Source organism: Mesorhizobium sp. LSHC420B00 (assembly GCF_000503055.1).
In the GTDB taxonomy this organism is placed as follows: Bacteria; Pseudomonadota; Alphaproteobacteria; order Rhizobiales; family Rhizobiaceae; genus Mesorhizobium.
This window is the reverse complement of record NZ_AYVY01000002.1, coordinates 437,685-460,626: the sequence shown is the minus strand read 5'-3', so window position 1 is coordinate 460,626 and position 22,942 is coordinate 437,685. Positions and strand designations below refer to the sequence as shown.

Genomic DNA, 22,942 nt, shown 5'->3' with positions numbered 1-22,942 from the left:
CCGCGACCGCTCCCCGCGGCGTTAAAATTACTTCTTCTTGCCTTCCTTGCGGACGATCTTCTCGCCAGCATAGCGAACGCCCTTGCCCTTGTAGGGCTCGGGGCTGCGGTACTCGCGGATCTCGGCGGCAACCTGGCCGACCTGCTGCTTGTCGATTCCGGTCACGGTGATTTCCGTCGGCTTCGGCACCGAAATCGTCACGCCCTGCGGCGTCTCGTAGACAACGTCGTGGCTGAAGCCGAGCGCCAGCTGCAGGTTCTTGCCCTGCATGGCGGCACGATAGCCGACGCCTGTGATCTCGAGCTTCTTTTCGAAGCCGTCCTTGACGCCCTGCAGGATATTGACGATCTGCGTGCGCGACATGCCCCATTTGGAGCGGGCGGTCTTGGTCTGGTCGCGCGGCTGGACAGCGATCTCGCTGCCTTCCATCTTGACCAGCACTTCGTCGTTCACCACGAACTTCAGCTCGCCCTTCGGACCCTTCGCCGTCACGGTCTGGCCGTTGACGGTCGCGGTCACGCCCTGCGGCAGCGAAACGGGTTTCTTTCCAATACGAGACATTTTGTTGTCCTCGTCACTTCTCTTGTTTCAGGTCTCGGCCTTCGGGACTTGATCCCGAAAACCGGTTTCCAATTGGGGTGACATACCAGATCAGAAGATCTGGCAGAGGATTTCCCCGCCGACATTCTGTTCGCGCGCTTCGTGGTCGGCCATCACGCCCTTCGGCGTCGAAAGGATGGCGATGCCGAGGCCGTTGGCGACGTGCGGTATCGACTTGGCCGAAACGTAGACGCGGCGGCCGGGCTTCGAGACCCGGGCGATTTCGCGCACCACCGGCGCACCGTCGAAATACTTCAGCTCGATCTCGATTTCGGACTTGCCGTTGTCGAAGTCGGTCTGGCTGTAGTCGCGGATATAGCCTTCGGCCTTCAGCACGTCGAGGACGCGGGTACGCAGGCGCGAGGCCGGCGTCGAAACGCTCGACTTCTTACGGCCATACGCGTTGCGGATGCGGGTCAGCATATCGCCGAGAGGATCGCTCAATGACATGTTATGTCCTCCTTACCAGCTCGACTTGACCAGGCCCGGGATCTGGCCGTTATTGCCGAGATCACGAAGCGCGATACGCGATACTTTGAGCTTGCGATAATAGGCACGCGGGCGTCCGGTGACTTCGCAGCGGTTGCGGATGCGGGTCTTGGCCGAGTTGCGTGGCAGCGCCGAAAGCTTCAGCTGAGCGCGGAAGCGCTCTTCCATCGGCTTGGACTGATCCATGATGATCGCCTTGAGCACCTTGCGCTTGGCAGCGAACTGGTCCGCAAGCTTGCGGCGCCTGTTGTTCTTCTCGACTGAGCTGGTCTTTGCCATTTCAGATTTTTCCTTTTCTCGCTGCCGTTACTGGCGGAAGGGGAAGTTGAAGGCCTTGAGCAATGCCCTGGCTTCGTCGTCCGTCTTCGCAGTCGTACAAACGATGACGTCCATGCCCCAGATCTGATCAACCTTGTCGTAGTTGATCTCCGGAAACACGATGTGTTCCTTGATGCCCATGGCATAGTTGCCACGGCCATCGAAGCTCTTCGGGTTGAGTCCGCGGAAGTCGCGGACGCGCGGCAGCGCGATGTTCACGAGACGGTCGAGGAACTCGTACATGCGTTCCTTGCGCAGCGTGACCTTGGCGCCGATCGGCATCTTCTCGCGAACCTTGAAGCCGGCGATCGAGTTGCGGGCGCGGGTGACGACGGCCTTCTGGCCGGCGATCATCGCAAGGTCTTCCGCCGCGATCGAAGGCTTCTTCGAATCGCCGGTCGCCTCGCCGACGCCCATGTTCAGCACGATCTTGTCGATGCGCGGAACCTGCATCTCGTTGTCGTAGCCGAACTGCTCCTGCAGCGCCTTGCGGATGGTCTCGTTATAGACCTGCTTGAGGCGGGGCGTGTTCTGGGCAGTTGCCTGCTTGGTTTGAGCCTTAGCCATTGATGACTTCTCCCGAGCGCTTGGCGACGCGCACCTTCTTGCCGTCCTTCTGGAAGGTGAAGCCGACGCGGGTCGGCTTGCCATCCTTGGGGTCGGCCAGCGCGATGTTCGACAGCTGGATCGGCGCTTCCTTGGTGATGATCCCGCCCTCCTGGGACTGGGACTGCTTCTGGTGACGACGGATCAGGTTGACGCCGCGCACCAGCGCGGTGTCGTCCTTCGGCTGCACCGAGAGGACTTCGCCCGAACGGCCCTTGTCCTTGCCGGCCAGCACGACGACCTTGTCGCCTTTTCTAATCTTTTGCATTGGTCCGGCTCCTTACAGCACTTCAGGCGCGAGCGAGATGATCTTCATGTGGTTCTTGGCGCGGAGTTCGCGCGGAACCGGTCCGAAGATACGCGTGCCGATCGGCTCTTTCTTGTTGTCGACGAGAACGGCTGCGTTCTTGTCGAAACGGATCACGCTGCCGTCCGGGCGGCGGATGTCCTTGGCCGTGCGAACCACGACCGCCTTCATCACATCGCCCTTCTTGACGCGGCCGCGCGGGATGGCTTCCTTGATCGACACCACGATGATGTCGCCCACGGAAGCGTATTTCCGCTTCGAGCCGCCCAGCACCTTGATGCACATGACACGACGGGCGCCGGAATTATCCGCGACGTCGAGGTTTGTTTGCATCTGAATCATGACTGGCCGCCTTCTTTTTTTCTAACGGGACGGGTTTCTCACCCCTCCCCGGTCTGTCCAAAATTCGTTTCGTTAGCCCTGATCAGGCCTGGTCCGAAGACACCACGACCCAGCGCTTGTCCTTGGAAATCGGCTTCGATTCCTGGATGAACACCTGATCGCCGACCTTGTGGGCGTTGTTCTCGTCGTGCGCCTTGTACTTCTTTGTCATGCGCACGGTCTTCTTCATCACGGGATGCGTGAAGCGCCGTTCGACCTTGACGACAACCGTCTTCTCGTTCTTGTCGCTGACGACGGTGCCCTGCAGAATGCGCTTTGGCATGGTTTTCGTCCTTAAGCCTTCTTGGCCGCGGACTTTTCCGCAGCGATGGTCTTGATACGCGCAATGTCCTTGCGGACCTGCCTCACGCGCGCGGTCTTCTCAAGCTGGCCGGTGGCCTTTTGGAAGCGCAGGTTGAACTGCTCCTTCTTCAGGCTGGCCAGGTCGTCGGTCAGCTGGTCCTGGGTCTTGGTCCGGATGTCTTCGGCTTTCATGATCAGCCCGTCCTTATTCTGCGATGCGCTGTACGAAGCGCGTCCTGACCGAGAGCTTGGCCGCGCCGAGACGCAGCGCCTCACGGGCGGTTTCCTCGTTGACGCCGTCGATCTCGAACATGATGCGGCCTGGCTTGACGCGTGCCGCCCAGTAATCGACCGCGCCCTTGCCCTTGCCCATGCGGACTTCGGTCGGCTTCGACGTCACCGGCACGTCCGGGAAGATACGGATCCACACGCGGCCGGCGCGCTTCATCTCGCGGGTGATCGCGCGGCGGGCCGCCTCGATCTCACGCGCGGTGACGCGGTTCGGCTCAAGCGCCTTCAGCCCGAAACCACCGAAATCCAGGTTGGTGCCGCCCTTGGCGGTACCGTGGATGCGGCCTTTGAACTGCTTACGGAACTTTGTGCGCTTTGGCTGCAGCATCGTTCTAACTCCAAATTCCTAACTGTCTTACGCGTTTTCGCGACGGCGACCGCGTTCGCGCTCACCACCACCGCCATGCGCATGATCGCCCTCGGTGGCGCGGCGCTCCGAAGCCATCGGGTCGTGCTCGAGGATCTCGCCCTTGAACACCCAGACCTTGACGCCGCAAATGCCGTAGGCCGTATTCGCTTCGGCCGTGCCGTAGTCGACGTCGGCACGCAGCGTATGCAGCGGCACGCGGCCCTCGCGGTACCATTCCATGCGCGCGATCTCGGCGCCGCCGAGACGGCCGGCGCAGTTGATGCGGATGCCTTCGGCACCGAGGCGCATCGCCGACTGCACGGCGCGCTTCATGGCGCGGCGGAACGCGATGCGGCGCTCGAGCTGCTGGGCGATCGACTGGGCGACCAGGGTCGCGTCGATCTCCGGCTTGCGCACTTCGACGATGTTCAGATGCGTCTCGGACTTGGTCATCTCCATCAGCTTCTTGCGAAGCTTCTCGATGTCGGCGCCCTTCTTGCCGATGATCAGGCCCGGACGCGCCGCATGGATGGTGACGCGGCACTTCTTGTGCGGACGCTCGATCACGACCTTCGAGATCGCAGCCTGCTTGAGTTCCTTCTCAAGATATTTGCGGATCTTGATGTCCTCGTGCAGCAGCTTGCCGTACTCGCCTGTATTCGCGAACCAGCGCGAATCCCAGGTGCGGTTGATGCCGAGACGCAGACCGATCGGATTGACTTTCTGGCCCATTATGCGGCCTCCCCTTTTTCTTCGACTTCACGAACGACGATCGTGAGGTGCGAGAACGGCTTCTCGATACGGCTGGCGCGACCACGGCCACGGGCATGGAACCGCTTCATGACGATCGACTTGCCGACATAGGCTTCCGCCACGATCAGCGCATCGACGTCGAGGTCGTGGTTGTTTTCCGCGTTGGCGATCGCCGATTCCAGCGTCTTCTTGACCGTGCCGGAAATCCGCTTGGCCGAGAATTCGAGGTCGGAAAGCGCTGTCGCGACCTTCTTGCCGCGGATCAGCGCGGCAACCAGGTTCAGCTTCTGCGGGCTGATACGGATCGTGCGCAACACGGCGCGCGCTTCGTTGTCAGCAAGCCTGCGCGGAGCTTTGGCCTTGCCCATGATTATTTCCTCTTCGCCTTCTTATCCGCGCCGTGACCGTAATAGGTCCGGGTCGGAGCGAATTCACCGAACTTGTGACCGACCATGTCCTCGTTCACCGAGACGGGAACGTGCTTCTGGCCGTTGTAGACACCGAAGGTGAAGCCGACGAACTGCGGCAGGATGGTGGAGCGGCGGCTCCACATCTTGATCACCTCATTGCGACCACCTTCACGAACCTTGTCCACCTTCTTCAGAAGGTAGCCGTCGATGAAGGGGCCTTTCCAAATCGAACGAGTCACTTGGCGTTACCTCTTCTTAGCTCTTGCGCTGATGGCGCGAGCGCAGGATGAACTTGTCGGTCGCCTTGTTGGACCGCGTCTTCTTGCCCTTGGTCGGCTTGCCCCAGGGCGAAACCGGATGGCGGCCACCCGAGGTGCGGCCTTCGCCGCCGCCATGTGGATGGTCGACCGGGTTCATGGTCACGCCGCGATTGTGCGGACGCTTGCCGCGCCACACGGTGCGGCCTGCCTTGCCGTCATTGATGTTGCCGTGGTCCGGGTTGGACACGGCACCGACAGTGGCCATGCAGGAGCCGTGGACGACACGCTGCTCGCCCGAGTTGAGGCGCAGGATCGCCATGCCCTGGTCGCGGCCGACAAGCTGGCCATAACCGCCCGCCGAGCGGGCGACCTGAGCGCCCTTGCCAGGCTTCAGCTCGATATTGTGGACGATCGTGCCGACCGGCATCGAGGCCAGCGGCATCGCGTTGCCCGGCTTCACGTCGACCGATTCACCGGCCACGATCTTGTCGCCGGGAGCCAGACGCTGCGGGGCGATGATGTAGGACAGCTCACCATCGTCATACTTGATCAGCGCGATGAAGGCGGTGCGGTTCGGATCGTATTCGATACGCTCGACCGTGCCGACGACGTCGAACTTGCGGCGCTTGAAGTCGATGATGCGGTAGGTGCGCTTGTGACCGCCGCCGATGAAGCGTGCCGTGATGCGGCCGTAATTGTTGCGGCCGCCCGATTTGGTCAGGCCTTCGGTCAGACCCTTGACGGGCTTGCCCTTGTAGAGGCCCGAGCGGTCGACGATGACCAGCTGACGGGTGCTCGGCGTTACCGGGTTGAATTTTTTCAGTGCCATTGTTCTGTCCTCGCGACCTTGCTCAGAGACCCGTCGCGACGTCGATCGACTGGCCGTCGGCCAGCGTCACAACCGCCTTCTTGACGTCGCTCTGGCGGCCGATCGTGCCGCGGAAGCGCTTGATCTTGCCCTTGCGGACAAGCGTGTTCACGGCCATCACCTTGACGCCGAACAGCGCTTCGACGGCGGCCTTGATTTCCGGCTTCGACGCCTTCTTGGCGACGTTGAAGACGACCTGGTTCTGCTCGGAAGCCATGGTCGACTTTTCGGTGATCGCCGGCGAGACGATCACATCGTAATGACGAAGGTCGGTCATTTGAAGCGCTCCTCGAGAGCCTCGACGGCGGCCTTGGAAAGGACCAGCGTGCCGCGGCGCAGAATGTCGTAGACGTTGATGCCCTGGATGGGCAGCACGTCGATGTTCGGGATGTTGGTCGCCGCCAGCTTGAAATTCTTGTCAAGCTCGGCGCCGCCGATCACCAGGGCGTTGCTCAGGCCCAGCGTCGCGAAATTCGCAATCAGTGCCTTGGTCTTGGCCTCGGTCAGCTTCAGCTCGTCGATGATGATGATCGACGCACTCTTGGCCTTGGCCGAAAGCGCATGCTTGAGACCGAGCGCACGCACCTTCTTCGGCAGATCGTGCTCGTGGCTGCGCACGACCGGGCCGTGGGCCTTGCCACCGCCGCGGAACTGCGGAGCGCGAGCCGAATGGTGACGGGCGCGGCCGGTACCCTTCTGCTTGTACATCTTGGCGCCTGTGCGGGCGATTTCAGCGCGGCCCTTGGCCTTGTGGGTGCCCTGCTGCTTCTTGGCAAGCTGCCAGCGCACGACGCGCTGCAGGATGTCCTCGCGCGGATCAAGGCCGAATATCTCTTCGGAGAGCTTCAGCTTGCCGGCGTCCTTGCCGCCAAGCGTTGTAATCTTGAGGTCCATTATTCCGCTCCCTCTGTGGCCGGGGCCTCGTTCTTGGCGGCACCATCGGTCGCAACGGCGCGGATCGCGGCGGGCTTCGGCGCATTGGCCGGAAGCGCCACCTTGGCCGCGTCGCGGACCAGGATCCATGCACCCTTCGAACCCGGGACCGCACCGCGGATCAGGATCAGGCCGCGATCGGCGTCGGTCGAGACGACCTCGACATTCTGCGTGGTGACGCGGGTGTCACCCATGTGGCCGGCCATATGCTTGCCCTTGAACACCTTGCCCGGATCCTGGCGCTGGCCGGTCGAGCCGTGCGTACGGTGCGACACCGAGTTGCCGTGCGTCGCGCGGCCGCCACCCATGTGGTGCCGCTTGATGACGCCCTGGAAACCCTTGCCGATCGTGGTTCCCGTCACATCGACCTTCTGGCCGACGACGAAATGCTCGACGGTGATTTCGGCGCCGACATCGATCATGTTGTCGGCGGAGACGCGGAACTCGGCAACCTTGGCCTTGGGCTCGACGGAAGCGGTCGCGAAATGGCCGCGCATCGCCTTCGACGTGTTCTTCACCTTGGCAAGGCCAACGCCGAGCTGGACGGCGGTATAGCCGTTCTTCTCCTGCGTGCGCTGCGCCACGACCTGGCAGTTCTCCATCTGGAGAACAGTGACGGGAACATGTTCCCCGGCATCGTTGTAGATGCGGGTCATTCCCACCTTCTTTGCAATCACACCTGAACGCATCGGTTCAATTCCTTTAGAGTTCCCTGTCGGGGCTGTCGCCCCTCCACGCCTCTTGTTCCTTCAGAGTTCCGGGTCGCCCCGCTGACCTCTGGTTCCTTAGAGCTTGATCTCGACGTCGACACCGGCGGCCAGATCGAGCTTCATCAAAGCATCGACCGTCTGCGGGGTCGGGTCGACGATGTCGAGCAGACGCTTGTGCGTGCGCATCTCGAACTGCTCGCGGCTCTTCTTGTCGACGTGAGGCGACCGGTTGACCGTGAACTTTTCGATCCGCGTCGGCAGCGGAATGGGGCCGCGGACGTTGGCGCCGGTGCGCTTGGCGGTCGACACGATTTCCCGTGTCGAGGCGTCGAGCACCCGGTGATCAAACGCCTTCAGGCGGATGCGGATATTCTGTCCGTTCATGCGTCACTTCCTTGTTCTGGCGCGGCGCGGGCAGCGCCCGCGACAGATCGGTTTAAGTCCAAATTACTCTTTGATGGTGACGACGATGCCGGCACCGACGGTGCGGCCGCCTTCACGGATGGCGAAGCGCAGCTTCTCTTCCATGGCGATCGGCACGATCAGCTCGNGCACCGACGGTGCGGCCGCCTTCACGGATGGCGAAGCGCAGCTTCTCTTCCATGGCGATCGGCACGATCAGCTCGACATCGACGGTGATGTTATCGCCCGGCATCACCATTTCGGTGCCTTCCGGCAGCGACACGATGCCGGTCACATCCGTCGTGCGGAAATAGAACTGCGGACGGTAGTTGGTGAAGAACGGCGTGTGACGGCCCCCCTCGTCCTTGGTCAGGATGTAGGCTTCGGCGACGAACTTCTTGTGCGGCTTGACGGTGCCGGGCTTGGCCAGAACCTGGCCGCGCTCGACGCCTTCACGGTCGACACCGCGCAGCAGCGCGCCGATGTTGTCGCCGGCCTGGCCCTGGTCGAGCAGCTTGCGGAACATCTCGACGCCCGTGCAGGNCCCTCGTCCTTGGTCAGGATGTAGGCTTCGGCGACGAACTTCTTGTGCGGCTTGACGGTGCCGGGCTTGGCCAGAACCTGGCCGCGCTCGACGCCTTCACGGTCGACACCGCGCAACAGCGCGCCGATGTTGTCGCCGGCCTGGCCCTGGTCGAGCAGCTTGCGGAACATCTCGACGCCCGTGCAGGTCGTCTTGGTGGTCGGACGGATGCCGATGATCTCCAGCTCCTCGCCGACCTTGACGACGCCGCGCTCGACGCGGCCGGTCACCACCGTGCCGCGGCCCGAAATCGAGAACACGTCCTCGATCGGCATCAGGAACGGCTTGTCGAGCGGACGAACCGGCGTCGGGATGTAGGCATCGACCGCCGCCATCAATTCGCGGATCGCGTCCTCGCCGATCTTCTTGTCAGAATCTTCAAGTGCGGCAAGCGCCGAACCCTTGACGATCGGAATGTCGTCGCCGGGGAACTCGTTCTTNAGCTCGACCAGCTCGAGCAGCTCGGCGTCGTCGACCTGGTCGACCTTGTTCAAGAACACCACGATCGACGGCACGCCGACCTGGCGGGCCAAAAGGATGTGCTCGCGGGTCTGCGGCATCGGGCCGTCGGCGGCCGACACGACCAGGATCGCGCCGTCCATCTGCGCGGCACCGGTGATCATGTTCTTCACATAATCGGCGTGGCCGGGGCAGTCGACATGGGCATAGTGGCGGGCAGCCGTCTCGTATTCGACGTGTGCCGTCGAAATGGTGATGCCGCGCGCCTTCTCTTCCGGCGCCGCATCGATCTGGTCGTAGCGCTTGTATTCGCCAAAATACTTGGTGATCGCCGCCGTCAGCGACGTCTTGCCGTGGTCGACGTGACCAATCGTGCCAATGTTCACATGAGGCTTAGTGCGCTCGAATTTACCTTTTGCCATAGTCTCTTTCCTTGGACGGCCTAAGGACGGCCTGGACCTTCAGTTCAGTCGAATGCGGGGCGATTAGCGACTAAGGCCGAAAAACACAAGTGCCTTGTGGCTGAGCGCGGCTCACTCGGTTCGAACCCATGATCCGATTTAGGGGATGTGGCCGATATGGGAATGGCAAGACGGAAATGTAAGATGGGCACGACCCAAGGCCGGAGGCGCCACAAACCCTTAATGACACTCCCTTAATGAGACTGGCTTAATGACACTGGAGCAGAATGGCGCCTGGGCACTTGCGGGTAAATGAGCATCATGCGGATTGCCACCATCGCGACAGGGCAGAACCTGCAACGTCTGATCTATCTGGCCATATGCGGCTTGATCTGCACTTACATCGGCGTGCTTGGCATTTCGATATTGATCGGCAGCTGGCTGTTCGACGAAAACGGGCGGCCGCTGGCGACCGACTTCATCGCATTCTGGGGGGCTGGCAAGCTTGTCCTGCAAGGCCATGCCGCCGATGCCTATAATTGGGACCTGCACAAGAGCATCGCGACCGCTGAAAGCGGTGCTACCTTCGACGGCTATTTTTCATGGCAGTATCCTCCGACTTTCCTGATCGTGACCGCCGCACTGGCGTTGCTATCCTATCCGGCTGCATTGGTTGCATGGATGGCGACCGGGATAACGCTCTACGCCGCCGCCATACGGCTGATCGGGAACACACGCGTTGCGATTCTGGCAGCCATGGCCTGGCCCCCCGTGCTTTGGAATACCGTGGTCGGCCAAAACGGCTTCATTACCGCTGCGTTGCTTGGCGCAGCCATCGCCTCGATCGAAAAACGCCCCGCGCTGGCCGGCCTCTGCTTCGGCCTGCTCACCTATAAGCCGCAATTCGGTCTGATGATCCCGCTTGCGCTCATCGCCGGAGGCTTTTGGCGAGTGATCGGTTGGGCCGCTGTTTCCACCACCGTCATGATCATGCTTTCCATCGGCCTCTTCGGCGCCGAGATTTGGTCCGATTTCTTCGATGCCGCCGCCAAGGTCAACGGCACCATTCTCGTCGATGGTAGGGCTGACTTCTCCAAGCTTCAAAGCCTCTACGGTTTTGTCCGCGCGCTTGGGTGGAATTGGACGCTCGCATGGACCGCGCAGGGCCTGCTCATCGCAGTTCTGAGCGCCGGCATTGTCTGGATATGGCGTCAAAAAGTGGCGTTCGACGTCAAGGCAGCAGCGCTCGCAACCGTGACGATTCTCGCTTCGCCTTACGCGTTCATCTATGATTTCGTGGCTCTTGCCATCCCGCTGGCGTTTCTAGGAAAATCAGGATTTTCGGCGAAAGAAAGCGCTGTCGTGATCGCTGCCGGAATTCTGCTCGTCTCGGGCCCCTCGGACCACCTGGCCACCGCCTTTCTCTCGGCGCTGCTTGTGTCAGGCCTGGTGGTCGGCCGCGCATGGCAGGCTTTTCCGACACGCTTGGCTTCGCGGGCTGGAGCGCTCAACGTGAATTGAAGCCATAATCCGTTCGCTTGCCGCTGGAAATCCGTTCGCTTGCCGCTGGCCCATTGCCGCTGCTGCGCCGGTCTGATTTCGTCGGCCCATGCATTTCATCCCGACTGCCATCCGAGGCCCGCTGTTCATGGTCGTTTCGACCGGGTCCTACATCGTGAACGACACGATGATGAAGCTCGCAACCGCGGGACTGCCGCCCTATGAGGTGCTGTTCCTGCGCGGCGCTGCGGCAACATTGTGGGGCATTCCGCTGCTGTTCATGCTGGGCTATGGCAAGCAGATCCCGCTGATCCTCGACGCGAAGGTGTTGCGCAGGAACCTGCTCGAACTGGGTGCTATCCTTTGCTACGTGGTGGCGCTCGCCAACATGCAGATCGCCGATTCGACCGCGCTTGGGCAGATCACACCCTTGCTGATGCTGGTCGGCTCCTCGATCCTGTTTGGCGAACGGATCGGCGGGGTGCGGCTGGCGCTGATCGGCCTTGGCTTTATCGGCGCGGTGATGGTGGCACAACCGACGATGCAGGGGATTTCGGTCTACGCCCTGCTGGCGCTGGGCAATGCCGCTCTGTCCGCGGCACGCGATCTGGCGGGACGCAAGGTCGCCGCCGAGGTGCCGGGGATGGTTGTTGCCATTTCCGCGGTGGTCGTGGTGCTCGCCGGCGCCGGCGTCGCGCATCTGCTTTCCGAGCAGTGGGTCGTGCCTGAAACCCATCACCTGCTGCTGATGGCGGGGGCCGGACTGTTCCTGATCTTCGGCCACTTCTTCATCTTCATGGCCTATCGGGTCGGGCCGACCAGCGTGGTGGCGCCGTTCTACTATTGCTTCACCGTCTGGGCGGTGATTTCGGGCCTGGTGGTATTCCGGCAACTCCCGAATGCGCTGGCCATCTGCGGTATCCTGCTGGTGGTGGCCAGCGGGTTGACAATCGTCTCGCTCGACGAGCGCAAGCGCCGGTTGACTGTCGTCGCCTAGAGCGGAAGTGGAGAAGCGCATGGCAAGCCCGGAAAGCAACCAGAATGCAAGCAACCGCACGCTCACCGGAAAGTGCCTGTGCGGCGCCGTTCAGTATGCGGTGGCGGACGCGTTCATCTATGCCGCGAACTGCCACTGCTCGAACTGCCGGCGCACCACCGGTTCGGCGTTCAAGCCATTCGCCGGCATCGAACGCGACAGGCTGAGCCTGACCAGGGGCGAGGACAATCTCATGATCTTCGGCGACGAAACCGGCCATAACGCGCACTGCAAGACTTGCGGCTCGTTGCTCTATTCGGTGGTCCGCGGCGGTGCCTTCGTGCATGTCGCCATGGGAACCCTGGTCGACGAGCCGACCATCCGCCCGACGCAGCACATCTTTGTCGGCTCCAAGGCGAAGTGGTTCACGATCACCGACGACCTGCCGCAATATGAAGAACACGTGGTCGCTGGAGATGCCGACGAATAGCTGACCGTTAGAAAACGCTCAACCAAATTATCGTTTCGTTTTCGCGTCCGTCGCCAAAGAAACTATACTGTGCTCCGTCACCGAACCTATGTCGCGGGGATTTCTGTGGCATTACCGCCCGAGTGGTTGCCCAATGTTGCGATGAGGCGCGTCATTTGCCATTGGACGGCGGGCTCGCATTCGGCCGGCGATACCGAGAAGGATGCATATCACATACTGGTCGAGGGGAATGGCCGTCTGGTCAGGGGCCGGCCTTCGATCGCGCTCAATTCCGGCCGGGTAAAACCGGGATATGCCGCGCACACGCTCAACTGCAACGGCGGCTCGATCGGGGTTTCGCTCTGTTGCATGGCCGGGGCGGAGGAAAGGCCGTTCGATGCCGGCCGCTATCCGATGACCAGGGCGCAGTGGGACGCGATGACCGCGGTTGTCGCCGAACTCTGCAAATATTACCGCATCAAGGTCACGCCCAAAACGGTGCTCTCGCACGCCGAGGTCGAAAGCAATCTCGGCATCGAGCAACGCGGAAAATGGGATTTCACCCGGCTGCCTTTCGATCCGACGATCAGCGGCGCAAGCGGCTGCGGCGAGCGGCTGCGCCGCGACGTGACGGCGGCAATGAGCTCGATGCCAAATCTGCCGGTGAGGATTGGGCGGGATGCCGTATGGCAGCGATTGCTGGAGGAACTATGGCCGATCATGGTGAGAGGGCTGGAAGCCGGCCTCAACACGCTGATCCGCGAAATCCTCAGAAGGATCAGATAGGCGGTCGGCATTCACCCGAATGCCGACGCAACTGCCGGACGGCTTCTATAGAGCCCTCTTGCCGCTGAACTGATGATAGGCCCAGAGGACAACCACGGCACCGACCACGGCTACGATCAGGCTATAGATGTTGAGCCCGGTAACGCCCGACGCGCCAAACGCGCTGAAGATGAGCCCTCCGACGATGGCCCCGACAATCCCGAGCACGATGTCGAGCACAAGGCCTTGCCCGCTTTTATTGACGATCTTGCTGCCTATGAAGCCGGCGATGACGCCGAGAATAATCCAGCTTAATATTGACATTTTTCCTCTCCGTTCCCCGCGCTCGATTACTTCCACATTATTAAGCAAAGCTCAAGCCAACTTGAAAATCATGATTACGGAAAGCTCAAACCGGCTTGAAATTCGCCATGGATGCGTCATTGTCGGAGACGGACGGGCAATTTGACATGGAGATCCACAATGGGACTGTTTGACAATGCCGTTCCCGGCGGCAACGTCGCCAAGCCGCTGATGATCGCGCTCGGCGCACTTTTGGTGGGAAAAATGCTGAGCGGTGGAAGTTCCGCCCAGCCGGAGGCAACGCAAAGCCCTGCCCCCGTCCCGCCTGATACAACAGCATCTGCCGATGGCGGCCTGCTCGGCGGTCTGGGCGGCCTGCTCGACAAACTGAAGGACGCCGGCCACGGCAACGTCGCCAATTCGTGGGTCGGTACCGGTCAGAACCAGCCGATCAACCCCAGCGATCTGGGCAGCGCTCTCGGGCCACAAATCATTCAGGAGATCGCGCAAAGGACGGGGCTGAACCAGCAGGACCTGCTCAAGCAACTGTCCGCAGCCTTGCCAGGGCTTGTCGACCAGCTGACGCCGAACGGGCAAGTGCCGCAGCAGAACCAGCTCGCGTCCATATTCAGCAAATTCGCGAGTTAAGGCATGTCGCCCAACACCCCCTGCGGTTTGGTACAACGACATGCATAAAACAACGGATTGAGGTCGTTGCGCGTCCGTCTGGACGCGCAACCAACACTTTGAATTATCGGCAAAGCGCTTCACTTGGCGGTGCCTGCTTCGGGATCGTGCGCGAGGGACGCCGCGGCTGCGGGAAATCTGGAGCGGGTAGCGGGAATCGAACCCGCATATTCAGCTTGGAAGGCTGCTGCTCTACCACTGAGCTATACCCGCGCCTTTCAGTCAAGCATCGGATACGCTCCGACGCTCGCTCTGCGTTTCAGGGCTTCCGGGCCGGCAGTGGTGGAGAGGGTTGGATTTGAACCAACGTAGGCATAGCCAACGGATTTACAGTCCGTCCCCTTTAACCACTCGGGCACCTCTCCAGTCTGCCGCCGGAGCCATGCAACGAGGCATCGACGCGTCGCGGCCGCCAAAGCAGCCCTTCCGCGAAGCGCCTTATGGCGGCAGCGCCCAAAACTGTCAACCACAACAGCCCGGCAAAAAGCGCTGAATTTCGCACCTCGCCTGACAAGCACCTTGTGCAGCTGTATCCATCGCCGGACGACACGGCTATAGAGGCCGCCATGAGCAACGATAACAAATCGAAGACCCCGAAAGATACCCACTACGCCAAGCTGCGCCGCGCGCATCGCGACGAGAAGAGCGGCGGCGCGCCGGCGTTCAGGCCACGCCAGCCGGTGCCGCCCGGGGAGAACGCGGCGGACGGGCTGGTGCGGCTTTACGGGCTGCACACGGTGCGGGCCGCACTCGACAATCCGCGCCGCAAGATCAAGAAAATGCTGGTGACGCGCAACGCTGCCGAGCGGCTGGCAATCGCCGATCTCGGCGCTTTGCCCTTCAAGGCGGAGTTGGTCGAACCCAGGGACATCGACAAGGTCACCGGCTCGGATGCCGTGCACCAGGGCGTGCTGATCGAGGCCGAGCCGCTGAAACCGAAACGCCTCGATGCGCTCGGCGACACCAGGTTGGTGCTGGTGCTCGACCAGATCACCGATCCGCACAATGTCGGCGCGATCCTGCGCTCGGCGGTGGCCTTCGGTGCCGGCGCACTGATCACCACGGCGCGCCACAGCCCGCAGGAATCCGGCGTGCTGGCGAAGTCGGCCTCCGGCGCGCTCGAGCATATCGACCAAATCGAGGTAAAGAACCTCGCCGATGCGCTCGGCCAGCTGCACGATGCCGGATTCCAGACCATCGGTCTCGATTCGGATGGACCGGCGGAGCTTGAAAAGAGTTTTTCCGGCGACAGAATAGCGCTGGTGCTCGGCGCCGAAGGCAAGGGCCTGCGCCAGAAGACGCGCGAGACGGTGACGACGCTGGCCCGGCTCGACATGCCCGGCGCCATCCGCTCGCTCAACGTGTCGAATGCGGCGGCGGTGGCGCTTTATGCGGCGAGGAAGTTTCTAGGTTAGGGAATAGGGGAATAAGGGAGTAGGGGAAAGCATATTCACGGTATTCGCTAACTGCACGTCTCTACTCCCTTATTCTCTCCTATTCCCTACTTCCCTACTTCACATCCCGCCATCCGCTCCAGCGCTCGAACAAGCGCCGAGTGATCCTCCTTGGCCCCGCCATTAGCGGCGCAGGAATTGAACAATTGCTGCGTCGTTGAGGTGTTGGGCAGCGCCACGCCGAGGGCTTTCGCGCCTTCCAGCGCGAGATTGAGATCCTTCTGGTGGAGTTCGATGCGGAAGCCGGGTGCGAAGGTGCGCTTGATCATGCGCTCGCCGTGCACTTCCAGGATGCGCGAGGCGGCCAGCCCGCCCATCAGCGCTTGCCTGACCTTGGCCGGGTCGGCGCCGGCTTTTGAAGCAANATGCGCGAGGCGGCCAGCCCGCCCATCAGCGCTTGCCTGACCTTGGCCGGGTCGGCGCCGGCTTTTGAAGCAAAGACAAGCGCTTCGGCGACGGCCTCGATGGTCAGCGCGACGACGATCTGATTGGCGACCTTGGTGGTCTGGCCGACGCCGTTGGGCCCGACCAAAGTGATGTTCTTGCCCATCCTCTCGAAGATGGGCCTGGCGCGTTCGAAGGCTGTTTCCTCGCCGCCGACCATGATGGTCAGCGATGCCGCTTTGGCGCCGACCTCGCCGCCCGACACCGGCGCATCGAGATAGTCGCAGCCGAGATCGTTGACCTTTCTTGCAAAGGCCTTGGTCTCGATCGGCGAGATCGAGCTCATGTCGATGACCAGCTTGCCTCTTTTCAGGCCGGATGCGACGCCGTTTTGGCCGAACAGCACGTCGGCGACCTGCGGTGTGTCGGGAACCATGGTGATGACAATGTCGGCGGCACGGGCGACAGCGTCATGGCCGGTGATGGTCTTTAATCCCCTGGTGACCAGATCCGCCGGCGGTTTCGAGCGGTGGTCGCTGGCGACGAGGTGATAGCCAGCATTGAGCAGATGCCCCGCCATCGGCGCGCCCATAATGCCGAGTCCGATGAAGCCGATGGTTTCCATGTCTTTCTCCGTTTCTTGTTAAGGCGGCGTTCCTGCGCGCCCCCCTCTGGCCTGCCGGCCATCTCCCCACGAGTGGGGAGATCGGCAGTTCGCGCTCCGGCCGTTAAACTTTCCCGACCTCGAAAATTGGCGAAAGCGGCGGTGACATCCAATCTCCCTCCTTGTGGGGGAGATGGCCGGCAGGCCAGAGGGGGCGCGCAGGAACGCGACGTGCGATACGTAGCGTCTATGCCGCCGCACTCCCCTGCCCGGCCCCGTCCCGAAACCACCCGAGCCCGGCTTCCGTTCCGCCCTTCGGCTTGTACTCCGCCCCGACCCAGCCGGGGTACCCGATCCTGTCGATGTGCTTGTATAAAAAAGGAAAATTGATCTCGCCCGTCCCCGGCTCATGACGGCCAGGATTGTCCGCAAGCTGGATATGCGCGATGCGGTTGAGGTTTGCCTCGATGGTACGGGCGAGATCCCCCTCCATCATCTGCATGTGATAGATGTCGTATTGCAGGAACAGGTTCTTCGAGCCGACGCGGTCGATCAGCGCCAGCGCCTGGTCCGAGTAATTCAGGAAGAAGCCCGGGATATCGCGGGTGTTGATCGGCTCGATCAGCAGCCGGATGCCGGCCTGCTCCAGCTTTTCCGCCGCGAAAGCCAGATTTTCGGCGAAGACGTCTTCCAGCACGGAGCGATCGACGCCCTGCGGCGCGATGCCGGCGAGGCAATTGACCTGCTCGCAACCCAGCGCGTGCGCGTAGGTGACGACCTTGGCAATGCCTTGCCGGAACTCCGGGATGCGGTCCGGCAGGATCGCGATGCCGCGCTCGCCCTTGGCCCAGTCACCGGCAGGCAGGTTGAACAGGACCTGCGTCAACCCGTTCTGCTTCAACCTTGCCGCAACGACATCCGGCGCATGGTCATAGGGACCGATATACTCGACACCCCTAAAGCCCGCTCGGGCGGCGGCATCGAAGCGGTCGAGGAAGTCGTGCTCGCCAAAGAGCATCGAAAGATTGGCTGAAAACCGTGGCATGGCAGTAATTCCTCATAAAACAGCTAGTCGAGCATGACGATCGCCGTCGGCGCGTCTTCGTGATGCTCGGCAAGCTCCTCGAACTCGGTGATCTTGTCGATTTCGGTGCCCATCGAAACGTTGGTGACGCGCTCGAGGATGAATTCGAGCACAACCGGAACCTGGTGCTCGTTCATCAGGCGCTGCGCCTCATCGAAGGCACCGGCGAATTCCTCCGGCTTGCGCACCCTGACGGCCTTGCAGCCCATCGCCTCGGCGACAGCGACGTGGTCGACGCCGTAGCCAGCTTCGGCATCGCCCTGTCGATTGACGTTCTCGAAGGCCAGGCTGACTTCGAAATCCATCGAAAACCCGCGCTGCGCCTGGCGGATCAGGCCGAGATAGGCATTGTTCACGACGACATGGATGTAGGGCAGTCTGTGCTGCGCGCCGGCTGCCAGTTCCTCGATCATGAACTGGAAATCATAATCGCCGGAAAGTGCGACAATGGTACGGTCCGGATCGGCGGCGCGAACGCCGAGCGCCGCCGGCAATGTCCAGCCGAGCGGCCCGGCCTGGCCGCAATTGATCCAGTTGCGCGGCTTGTAGACATGCAGGAACTGCGCCCCGGCGATCTGCGACAGGCCGATCGTGGTGACGTAGGTGGTGTCGCGGCCGAACGCCTTGTTCATCTCCTCGTAGATGCGCTGCGGCTTCAGCGGCACCTGGTCGAAATGCGTCTTGCGCTTCATCGTCTTCTTGCGCTGCCGGCATTCGCCGGCCCAGCCCGACCAGTCGCGCAATTTCCCGGCCGTCCTCCATTCGGTGGCGACGTCGAGCAGCATTTTAAGCGCCGCACCGGCGTCCGAGACGACGCCAAGGTCCGGCGCGAAGACGCGGCCGATCTGCGTCGGTTCGATATCGACGTGGATGAATTTCTTGCCCTTGGTGTAGACGTCGACCGAACCGGTGTGGCGGTTGGCCCAGCGGTTGCCGATGCCTAATACGAAATCGGCTTCGAGCATCGTCGCATTGCCGTAGCGGTGCGAGGTCTGCAGCCCGCACATGCCAGCCATCAGGCGGTGGTCGTCGGGGATCGCGCCCCAGCCCATCAGCGTCGGAATGACAGGCACGCCGGTGACTTCGGCGAATTCGATCAACAGGTCCGACGCATCGGCGTTGATGATGCCGCCACCGGCGACGATCAGCGGCTTGTCGGCCGCATTGAGCATTTTCAGGGCCTTCTCCGCCTGAGCGCGCGACATTGCCGGCTTGAACGGCACCAGCGGCTCATAAGCATCGATGTCGAACTCGATCTCAGCCAGTTGCACATCGACCGGCAGATCAACGAGAACCGGCCCCGGCCGCGACGAGCGCATCAGATGGAACGCCTTCTGCAACGCCATCGGCACCAAATAGGGTTCCATGACGGTAACAGCCCATTTGGCGACGGGCGCGGCGATGGCGGCGATGTCGACAGCCTGGAAATCCTCTTTGTTGAGGCGAGCCCGCGGCGCCTGCCCGGTGATGCAGAGGATCGGGATGGAATCGGCAGCGGCCGAATAGAGGCCGGTGATCATGTCGGTGCCGGCGGGACCCGAAGTGCCGATGCACAGACCGATATTGCCCGATCTGGCGCGGGTAAATCCTTCGGCCATATGCGAAGCCGCCTCGACGTGCCGCGCAAGGATGTGGCGGATACTGCCCCTCGCCTTCAGCGCCGAATAAAGCGGGTTGATCGCAGCACCCGGCACGCCGAAGGCACAGGAAATGCCTTCTTTTTCGAGGACGAGAACCGCTGCGTCGACTGCGCGCATCTTGGCCATGTCAGCCTCCACGGAATTGTTGATGGCCGATGATGCCAGTGCGCCGACTATTTTTCAATTTTTTCAGAATATTTTTTCATTTCTAGAGAGCGGCTCTTGTGAATTGAATTGATTGGCCTTTCTGTTTTCCATGAATTCGCTTCGCAAATCGATGAAAAACTTTTTCATTGCTTGCTTGGGCGAACAGGGGAAGAATGGATCCATGGAAACCACCGAAAAACGCCAGCGCGGCCGGCCGCGCGCCTTCAACGGACCGTCCGAGGCCGCTTCGGTGCAGTCGCTGGACCGGGCGCTTCGCATCCTGGCAATCGTGGCCGACGGCAGTGGCCTGTCGCTGAGCGAGATCGCCGCCAGCTCCAGTCTGCCGGCATCCACCGCCTACCGCATGCTGACGACGCTGGAGAACCATGGCATGGTCGAGTTCGACGGCACCGACCAGCTGTGGTCGATCGGCGTCGAGACCTATCGCATGGGCGCGGCGTTCCTGCGCCGCCGCAAGCTGGTCGATCGCGCCCGCATCGTCATGCAGGAATTGATGGAGAAGACCGGCGAGACCGCCAATCTCGGTGTCGCCGAGGACGATTGCGTCGTCTTCGTCAGCCAGGTCGAGACGCACCAGGCGATCCGCGCCTTCTTCCGGCCGGGCACGCGCAGTTCTTTCCACGCCTCGGGCATCGGCAAGGCGGTGCTGGCGCATCTCGAGCCGGAGCGCGTCGCCACTATCCTGCGCCGGGCCGGGCTGGAGCGCTTCACTGNGGTGCTGGCGCATCTCGAGCCGGAGCGCGTCGCCACTATCCTGCGCCGGGCCGGGCTGGAGCGCTTCACTGAAAACACGCTGTCCGACATCTCGGCTCTCGCCCGCGACCTGGTGACGATCAAGCTGCGCGGCTGGTCAGTAGACGACGAGGAGCGGCATCCGGGCATGCGCTGCGTTGCCGCCGCCATCTTCAACGAGTTCGGCGAGCCGATTGGCGGCGTTTCAGTCTCCGGGCCGACGGTGCGGGTCACGCCGGAACGGCTGGCCGAGATCGGCCCGTTGGTGCGCGATGCAGCTGCGGAGGTGACGAGGATGATCGGCGGCCTGCCGACACCTCCCGGCTTTGGCAGCGAACCGAGCGCATGGCAGCGCTGACCAGCGCCGAATGGTGCGACATCTGCCAGGATGGCCAGAGCTAGGCCCCGGGCACCGCGCTCTTGGTCGATAGGTCGTAGAAATCAAGCAGCATCGCCAGCCCAACTCCGCAGGCGGTGAAGATGAGGCCGGCAATGAAGATGCGATTGGCGCGTTCATAAACGCGCCGTTGTAGACACGTTATGTCGAGCAGCAACCGCAGCGCTCGTATCTGCAGGGCAATGCCGATCAAAATCGGCACGACGGCGGCCAGGTGATAGATTTCCCATGGTATCGGGTTGGCGGCCCAATGCGTGATGAAGCCCAGCGAGAACGCCAGCAGGATGCCGACGGTGGTGATTGTGCCGTTGCGGAAAATCGTCTCGATCGGCTCTTCGTTCGGATCGTGCTCGCCCAAGCGCCCTCTCCCTGTTTCGGCTCGGCAGTAGATTGCTGTTCGGCTTGTAGATTAGGCTGCTGGGAAACCCCTGTACATCGGCAAGAGCCGAACGGCGGGATAAGGCAGTTTTCAGTGTTGGCGATTGGCGAAAGCCGTGCGGCAATCCAATCTCCCCCCTTGCGGGGGAGATGTCCGGCAGGACAGAGGGGGNGCGGTGAAATTGAAGCTGCCAATCTCCCCCCTTGCGGGGGAGATGTCCGGCAGGACAGAGGGGGGTGCGAAGGATCGCAAATTTTCGATTTAGCCCATTCCGAACGTCTTGAGGGGGAGGCTCCGATTGCCTGGCAAGTAGTGCGGGGCAGCACCCCCCTCTGCCCTGCCGGGCATCTCCCCCGCAAGGGGGGAGATTGGCAGTTTCGTCGACGGCGCCCAATTCAAAAATGATGAGCTATGCCGACATTGGCAGTCGACCATTCGAATAGGAACTCAGACATACAGAAAAAGGGGCGGTGGGATGCCCCTTCTTCCGGTTGCCTGAAACGGTCACCTCCTCTCAAAACGGGCGGTAGTGGCTCTCAAAGGTGGCAGCGATGGCGATAACCGTCGTACCCGACATAGGTGTCCGAGTACGGGTCGTAGCTCTGGTAGCGATTGAGGCAGCGCCGGACATGCCAGGAGCCGCCGTCTTCCTCGATATAGACGGTGCGCGGCTGGGCGAGCGCGCTGCCGAGCAGGAAGCCGCCGACACCTGCAGCAATGCCGATGCCGAGGTGCTTGTTGTAGTGCTTGTGATGGGCGGCCGAAGGCTGAACCGTACCAACCAGCATGGCGGCGGCGACGGTGGTGGCGACGAGGCCGGAAACGATGGTGCGTTTGAACATGACGATCTCCTTGTTGTGAGAGGCGACCCACCGCCTCTTGACCGTCAGTCGTCGCAACAAGGAAAAAGGTTCGAAGATCTTTTTGGATTTTTTCTCGAAGGGAGAAATCGCCCGGCCTGATGCGTCGGCCGCGACCACGAACAGTCGCCGGTCGACAGTTCACCGGAACAATCGGCAGACCTCAGCCCATGCCGGTGATATGGCGAAGCCAGAAGGCGAGCGCGATGAAGCCGATGATGGTGGTGACGCCGGTCCAGTCGATATTGGCGCGCTTCAGATCCCTGACGAGCTTCACCAGGAGAACCCAGGCCACGACGACGAGCGGGAGAATGATGACAAACCTGATCATGCGACAGCCTCGCTGATGCGATTGCACCTTCGGTCAATATAGGAAGCGAATTGGCCGTTTTCAGGACGCCCTGGCGGCAGAACCGGCGCGGTCGCGGCAGCCGAAAACGGAGTTTTGTCTTTACTGGCGCAGCAAATATGCTAACCCGAGCGCCGTGCCCTTGTAGCTCAGCTGGTAGAGCAGCGGTTTTGTAAACCGAAGGTCGGCGGTTCGATTCCGTCCGGGGGCACCAGTGCGGGCTTCTTGAGACCTCGGGGGCGCTTGATATCTGCTCGTCCCCGATATCCACAGGCCGGGGCCGTCAGATCGGTAGCACATCAGCTTCAACGCATATATTCCCTAGCGGAAACCATAGTTCCCTAGCGGAAAACCTAGGAGTCTTCGTTGGAGCAGAAACGCACGACCGCCCCCTTCATCAACGGTATGTTTGGCGGCCTTATCGTCTTCGCCTTCGCGCTTGGTTTCCGTTTCCTGATAAGTCCCGATCCCGATCCAGCATCAAGAGCAACGACAAGCCTTTCCGTACTGGCCTTTGCGATTTGTTTCGGCGCGGCTTTCCTCCGCGAGCATCGACGCCAGATTGCCGCCGCCAGAGAATATCTAAGCCGCCCAAGATCGTACTAGGGGCGTACGTGTCGGGACCGTCCTCGTCGGGTCACCAGAAACTTCCGTGAAATTGCTGGCAAAATCTGTCGCCAGACAACGAGCTAGCATCTCATATCTGGAAACGCTGAGCCCGGGCGTGTCTTCGCCGTTGCAGAGCCGTCATTTCGGCCCGCTCTCCCG

32 protein-coding genes, 3 tRNA genes and 3 pseudogenes are annotated in these 22,942 nt (G+C 61.7%); 9 read left to right on the top strand and 29 right to left on the bottom strand.

Annotated elements, in window-relative coordinates; genetic code table 11:
* Positions 1–27: 27 nt before the first annotated feature.
* The 20 genes and pseudogenes from rplF to tuf all read right to left on the bottom strand — a co-directional run.
* A complete protein-coding gene (rplF, locus tag X760_RS46150) occupies positions 28–561 on the bottom strand; it encodes a 50S ribosomal protein L6 (protein ID WP_023675133.1) in 534 nt (177 codons plus the stop codon).
* A gap of 90 nt (positions 562–651) precedes the next feature.
* The gene (rpsH, locus tag X760_RS46145; protein WP_006205453.1) at positions 652–1,050 is read right to left on the bottom strand and encodes a 30S ribosomal protein S8; all 399 of its coding nucleotides are present in this window, start codon (positions 1,048–1,050) and stop codon (positions 652–654) included.
* 12 nt (positions 1,051–1,062) lie between these two features.
* Positions 1,063–1,368: a 30S ribosomal protein S14 gene (gene rpsN / locus X760_RS46140; RefSeq protein WP_023675134.1), complete on the bottom strand. Its 306-nt coding sequence runs from the start codon at positions 1,366–1,368 to the stop codon at positions 1,063–1,065.
* Positions 1,369–1,395: 27 nt separating this feature from the next.
* Positions 1,396–1,974: a 50S ribosomal protein L5 gene (rplE, locus tag X760_RS46135; RefSeq protein ID WP_023717521.1), complete on the bottom strand. Its 579-nt coding sequence runs from the start codon at positions 1,972–1,974 to the stop codon at positions 1,396–1,398.
* The gene (rplX, locus tag X760_RS46130) at positions 1,967–2,281 is read right to left on the bottom strand and encodes a 50S ribosomal protein L24 (RefSeq protein ID WP_023717520.1); all 315 of its coding nucleotides are present in this window, start codon (positions 2,279–2,281) and stop codon (positions 1,967–1,969) included. Before rplX ends, rplE begins: the two co-directional genes overlap by 8 nt.
* Positions 2,282–2,293: 12 nt before the next feature.
* The gene (gene rplN, locus X760_RS46125) at positions 2,294–2,662 is read right to left on the bottom strand and encodes a 50S ribosomal protein L14 (RefSeq protein WP_006205457.1); all 369 of its coding nucleotides are present in this window, start codon (positions 2,660–2,662) and stop codon (positions 2,294–2,296) included.
* Positions 2,663–2,744: 82 nt separating this feature from the next.
* On the bottom strand, positions 2,745–2,984 hold the full coding sequence (gene rpsQ / locus X760_RS46120; protein WP_023675136.1) for a 30S ribosomal protein S17: 240 nt from the start codon (positions 2,982–2,984) through the stop codon (positions 2,745–2,747).
* A gap of 11 nt (positions 2,985–2,995) precedes the next feature.
* Complete coding sequence (gene rpmC, locus X760_RS46115) at positions 2,996–3,196, bottom strand: 50S ribosomal protein L29 (RefSeq protein WP_006205459.1); 201 nt, start codon at positions 3,194–3,196, stop codon at positions 2,996–2,998.
* Between the two features lie 13 nt (positions 3,197–3,209).
* Entirely contained in the window at positions 3,210–3,623 is a 414-nt protein-coding gene (gene rplP / locus X760_RS46110; RefSeq protein ID WP_006205460.1) for a 50S ribosomal protein L16, read from the bottom strand.
* 27 nt (positions 3,624–3,650) lie between these two features.
* A complete protein-coding gene (gene rpsC, locus X760_RS46105) occupies positions 3,651–4,376 on the bottom strand; it encodes a 30S ribosomal protein S3 (protein WP_023675137.1) in 726 nt (241 codons plus the stop codon).
* Positions 4,376–4,765, bottom strand: coding sequence for a 50S ribosomal protein L22 (gene rplV / locus X760_RS46100; protein WP_006205462.1), 390 nt, complete (start codon positions 4,763–4,765; stop codon positions 4,376–4,378). The genes rpsC and rplV overlap by 1 nt, the downstream gene beginning before the upstream one ends.
* Positions 4,766–4,767: 2 nt before the next feature.
* Positions 4,768–5,046, bottom strand: a complete 279-nt coding sequence (gene rpsS, locus X760_RS46095) for a 30S ribosomal protein S19 (RefSeq protein ID WP_006205463.1) — start codon at positions 5,044–5,046, stop codon at positions 4,768–4,770.
* A 16-nt stretch (positions 5,047–5,062) separates the two neighbouring features.
* Positions 5,063–5,896, bottom strand: a complete 834-nt coding sequence (gene rplB, locus X760_RS46090; RefSeq protein ID WP_023675138.1) for a 50S ribosomal protein L2 — start codon at positions 5,894–5,896, stop codon at positions 5,063–5,065.
* A 22-nt stretch (positions 5,897–5,918) separates the two neighbouring features.
* Positions 5,919–6,212: a 50S ribosomal protein L23 gene (locus tag X760_RS46085; protein WP_006205465.1), complete on the bottom strand. Its 294-nt coding sequence runs from the start codon at positions 6,210–6,212 to the stop codon at positions 5,919–5,921.
* Positions 6,209–6,829, bottom strand: coding sequence for a 50S ribosomal protein L4 (gene rplD / locus X760_RS46080; RefSeq protein ID WP_023675140.1), 621 nt, complete (start codon positions 6,827–6,829; stop codon positions 6,209–6,211). The genes X760_RS46085 and rplD overlap by 4 nt, the downstream gene beginning before the upstream one ends.
* On the bottom strand, positions 6,829–7,557 hold the full coding sequence (rplC, locus tag X760_RS46075) for a 50S ribosomal protein L3 (RefSeq protein ID WP_023717519.1): 729 nt from the start codon (positions 7,555–7,557) through the stop codon (positions 6,829–6,831). The genes rplD and rplC overlap by 1 nt, the downstream gene beginning before the upstream one ends.
* A 96-nt stretch (positions 7,558–7,653) precedes the next feature.
* Positions 7,654–7,962: a 30S ribosomal protein S10 gene (gene rpsJ, locus X760_RS46070; RefSeq protein ID WP_006205468.1), complete on the bottom strand. Its 309-nt coding sequence runs from the start codon at positions 7,960–7,962 to the stop codon at positions 7,654–7,656.
* A 63-nt stretch (positions 7,963–8,025) separates the two neighbouring features.
* A complete protein-coding gene (locus X760_RS78795) occupies positions 8,026–8,106 on the bottom strand; it encodes an elongation factor Tu (protein WP_023717518.1) in 81 nt (26 codons plus the stop codon).
* Positions 8,075–8,518 (bottom strand): annotated as a pseudogene (locus X760_RS0137145) (hypothetical protein); the annotation flags it as partial. The gene X760_RS78795 and the pseudogene X760_RS0137145, both read right to left, overlap by 32 nt.
* Positions 8,519–8,524: 6 nt before the next feature.
* Positions 8,525–9,444: pseudogene (gene tuf / locus X760_RS0137140) on the bottom strand (elongation factor Tu); the annotation flags it as partial.
* 291 nt (positions 9,445–9,735) lie between these two features.
* Here tuf and X760_RS46065 point away from each other — a divergent pair.
* From X760_RS46065 to X760_RS46050, 4 genes are all read left to right on the top strand, one after another.
* Positions 9,736–10,944, top strand: a complete 1,209-nt coding sequence (locus X760_RS46065) for a glycosyltransferase family 87 protein (RefSeq protein WP_051409608.1) — start codon at positions 9,736–9,738, stop codon at positions 10,942–10,944.
* An 88-nt stretch (positions 10,945–11,032) separates the two neighbouring features.
* Positions 11,033–11,920, top strand: coding sequence for a DMT family transporter (locus X760_RS46060; RefSeq protein ID WP_023717516.1), 888 nt, complete (start codon positions 11,033–11,035; stop codon positions 11,918–11,920).
* Between the two features lie 19 nt (positions 11,921–11,939).
* The gene (locus X760_RS46055) at positions 11,940–12,389 is read left to right on the top strand and encodes a GFA family protein (RefSeq protein WP_023717515.1); all 450 of its coding nucleotides are present in this window, start codon (positions 11,940–11,942) and stop codon (positions 12,387–12,389) included.
* 141 nt (positions 12,390–12,530) lie between these two features.
* Positions 12,531–13,154, top strand: coding sequence for an N-acetylmuramoyl-L-alanine amidase (locus tag X760_RS46050; protein ID WP_023717514.1), 624 nt, complete (start codon positions 12,531–12,533; stop codon positions 13,152–13,154).
* Between the two features lie 45 nt (positions 13,155–13,199).
* Here the strand turns inward: X760_RS46050 and X760_RS46045 are convergent, their stop codons facing one another.
* A complete protein-coding gene (locus tag X760_RS46045) occupies positions 13,200–13,457 on the bottom strand; it encodes a GlsB/YeaQ/YmgE family stress response membrane protein (RefSeq protein WP_023717513.1) in 258 nt (85 codons plus the stop codon).
* Positions 13,458–13,616: 159 nt separating this feature from the next.
* On the opposite strand from X760_RS46045, the gene X760_RS46040 reads away from it, so the two are divergent.
* Positions 13,617–14,084 (top strand): YidB family protein, encoded by a 468-nt coding sequence (locus tag X760_RS46040; protein ID WP_023717512.1) that lies wholly within the window; start codon positions 13,617–13,619, stop codon positions 14,082–14,084.
* Positions 14,085–14,262: 178 nt separating this feature from the next.
* On the opposite strand, the gene X760_RS46035 is transcribed toward X760_RS46040, so the two are convergent.
* Positions 14,263–14,336 (bottom strand) — tRNA-Gly (locus tag X760_RS46035).
* Positions 14,337–14,403: 67 nt separating this feature from the next.
* A tRNA-Tyr gene (locus X760_RS46030) sits at positions 14,404–14,488 on the bottom strand.
* Positions 14,489–14,689: 201 nt separating this feature from the next.
* Here X760_RS46030 and X760_RS46025 point away from each other — a divergent pair.
* A complete protein-coding gene (locus X760_RS46025) occupies positions 14,690–15,538 on the top strand; it encodes an RNA methyltransferase (RefSeq protein WP_023717511.1) in 849 nt (282 codons plus the stop codon).
* Between the two features lie 86 nt (positions 15,539–15,624).
* Here X760_RS46025 and X760_RS46020 read toward each other — a convergent pair.
* The 3 genes and pseudogenes from X760_RS46020 to gcl all read right to left on the bottom strand — a co-directional run bounded on the left by X760_RS46020 (position 15,625) and on the right by gcl (position 19,415).
* Positions 15,625–16,586 (bottom strand): annotated as a pseudogene (locus X760_RS46020) (NAD(P)-binding domain-containing protein).
* Between the two features lie 226 nt (positions 16,587–16,812).
* A complete protein-coding gene (hyi, locus tag X760_RS46015; protein WP_023717510.1) occupies positions 16,813–17,610 on the bottom strand; it encodes a hydroxypyruvate isomerase in 798 nt (265 codons plus the stop codon).
* A gap of 23 nt (positions 17,611–17,633) precedes the next feature.
* Positions 17,634–19,415: a glyoxylate carboligase gene (gene gcl / locus X760_RS46010; protein ID WP_023717509.1), complete on the bottom strand. Its 1,782-nt coding sequence runs from the start codon at positions 19,413–19,415 to the stop codon at positions 17,634–17,636.
* Between the two features lie 202 nt (positions 19,416–19,617).
* On the opposite strand from gcl, the gene X760_RS46005 reads away from it, so the two are divergent.
* Positions 19,618–20,547, top strand: coding sequence for an IclR family transcriptional regulator (locus X760_RS46005; RefSeq protein WP_023717508.1), 930 nt, complete (start codon positions 19,618–19,620; stop codon positions 20,545–20,547).
* Positions 20,548–20,587: 40 nt separating this feature from the next.
* Here X760_RS46005 and X760_RS46000 read toward each other — a convergent pair whose 3' ends face one another.
* The 3 genes from X760_RS46000 to X760_RS74395 form a co-directional block, all read right to left on the bottom strand.
* Positions 20,588–20,944 (bottom strand): hypothetical protein, encoded by a 357-nt coding sequence (locus X760_RS46000; protein ID WP_023717507.1) that lies wholly within the window; start codon positions 20,942–20,944, stop codon positions 20,588–20,590.
* Between the two features lie 557 nt (positions 20,945–21,501).
* Positions 21,502–21,945: a BA14K family protein gene (locus X760_RS45995; protein WP_245278519.1), complete on the bottom strand. Its 444-nt coding sequence runs from the start codon at positions 21,943–21,945 to the stop codon at positions 21,502–21,504.
* A 43-nt stretch (positions 21,946–21,988) separates the two neighbouring features.
* Entirely contained in the window at positions 21,989–22,156 is a 168-nt protein-coding gene (locus X760_RS74395; RefSeq protein WP_023717505.1) for a hypothetical protein, read from the bottom strand.
* Between the two features lie 156 nt (positions 22,157–22,312).
* Here X760_RS74395 and X760_RS45990 point away from each other — a divergent pair.
* A tRNA-Thr gene (locus tag X760_RS45990) sits at positions 22,313–22,388 on the top strand.
* Between the two features lie 152 nt (positions 22,389–22,540).
* The gene (locus X760_RS0137130; RefSeq protein ID WP_031193539.1) at positions 22,541–22,780 is read left to right on the top strand and encodes a hypothetical protein; all 240 of its coding nucleotides are present in this window, start codon (positions 22,541–22,543) and stop codon (positions 22,778–22,780) included.
* The last annotated feature ends 162 nt before the right edge of the window (positions 22,781–22,942 follow it).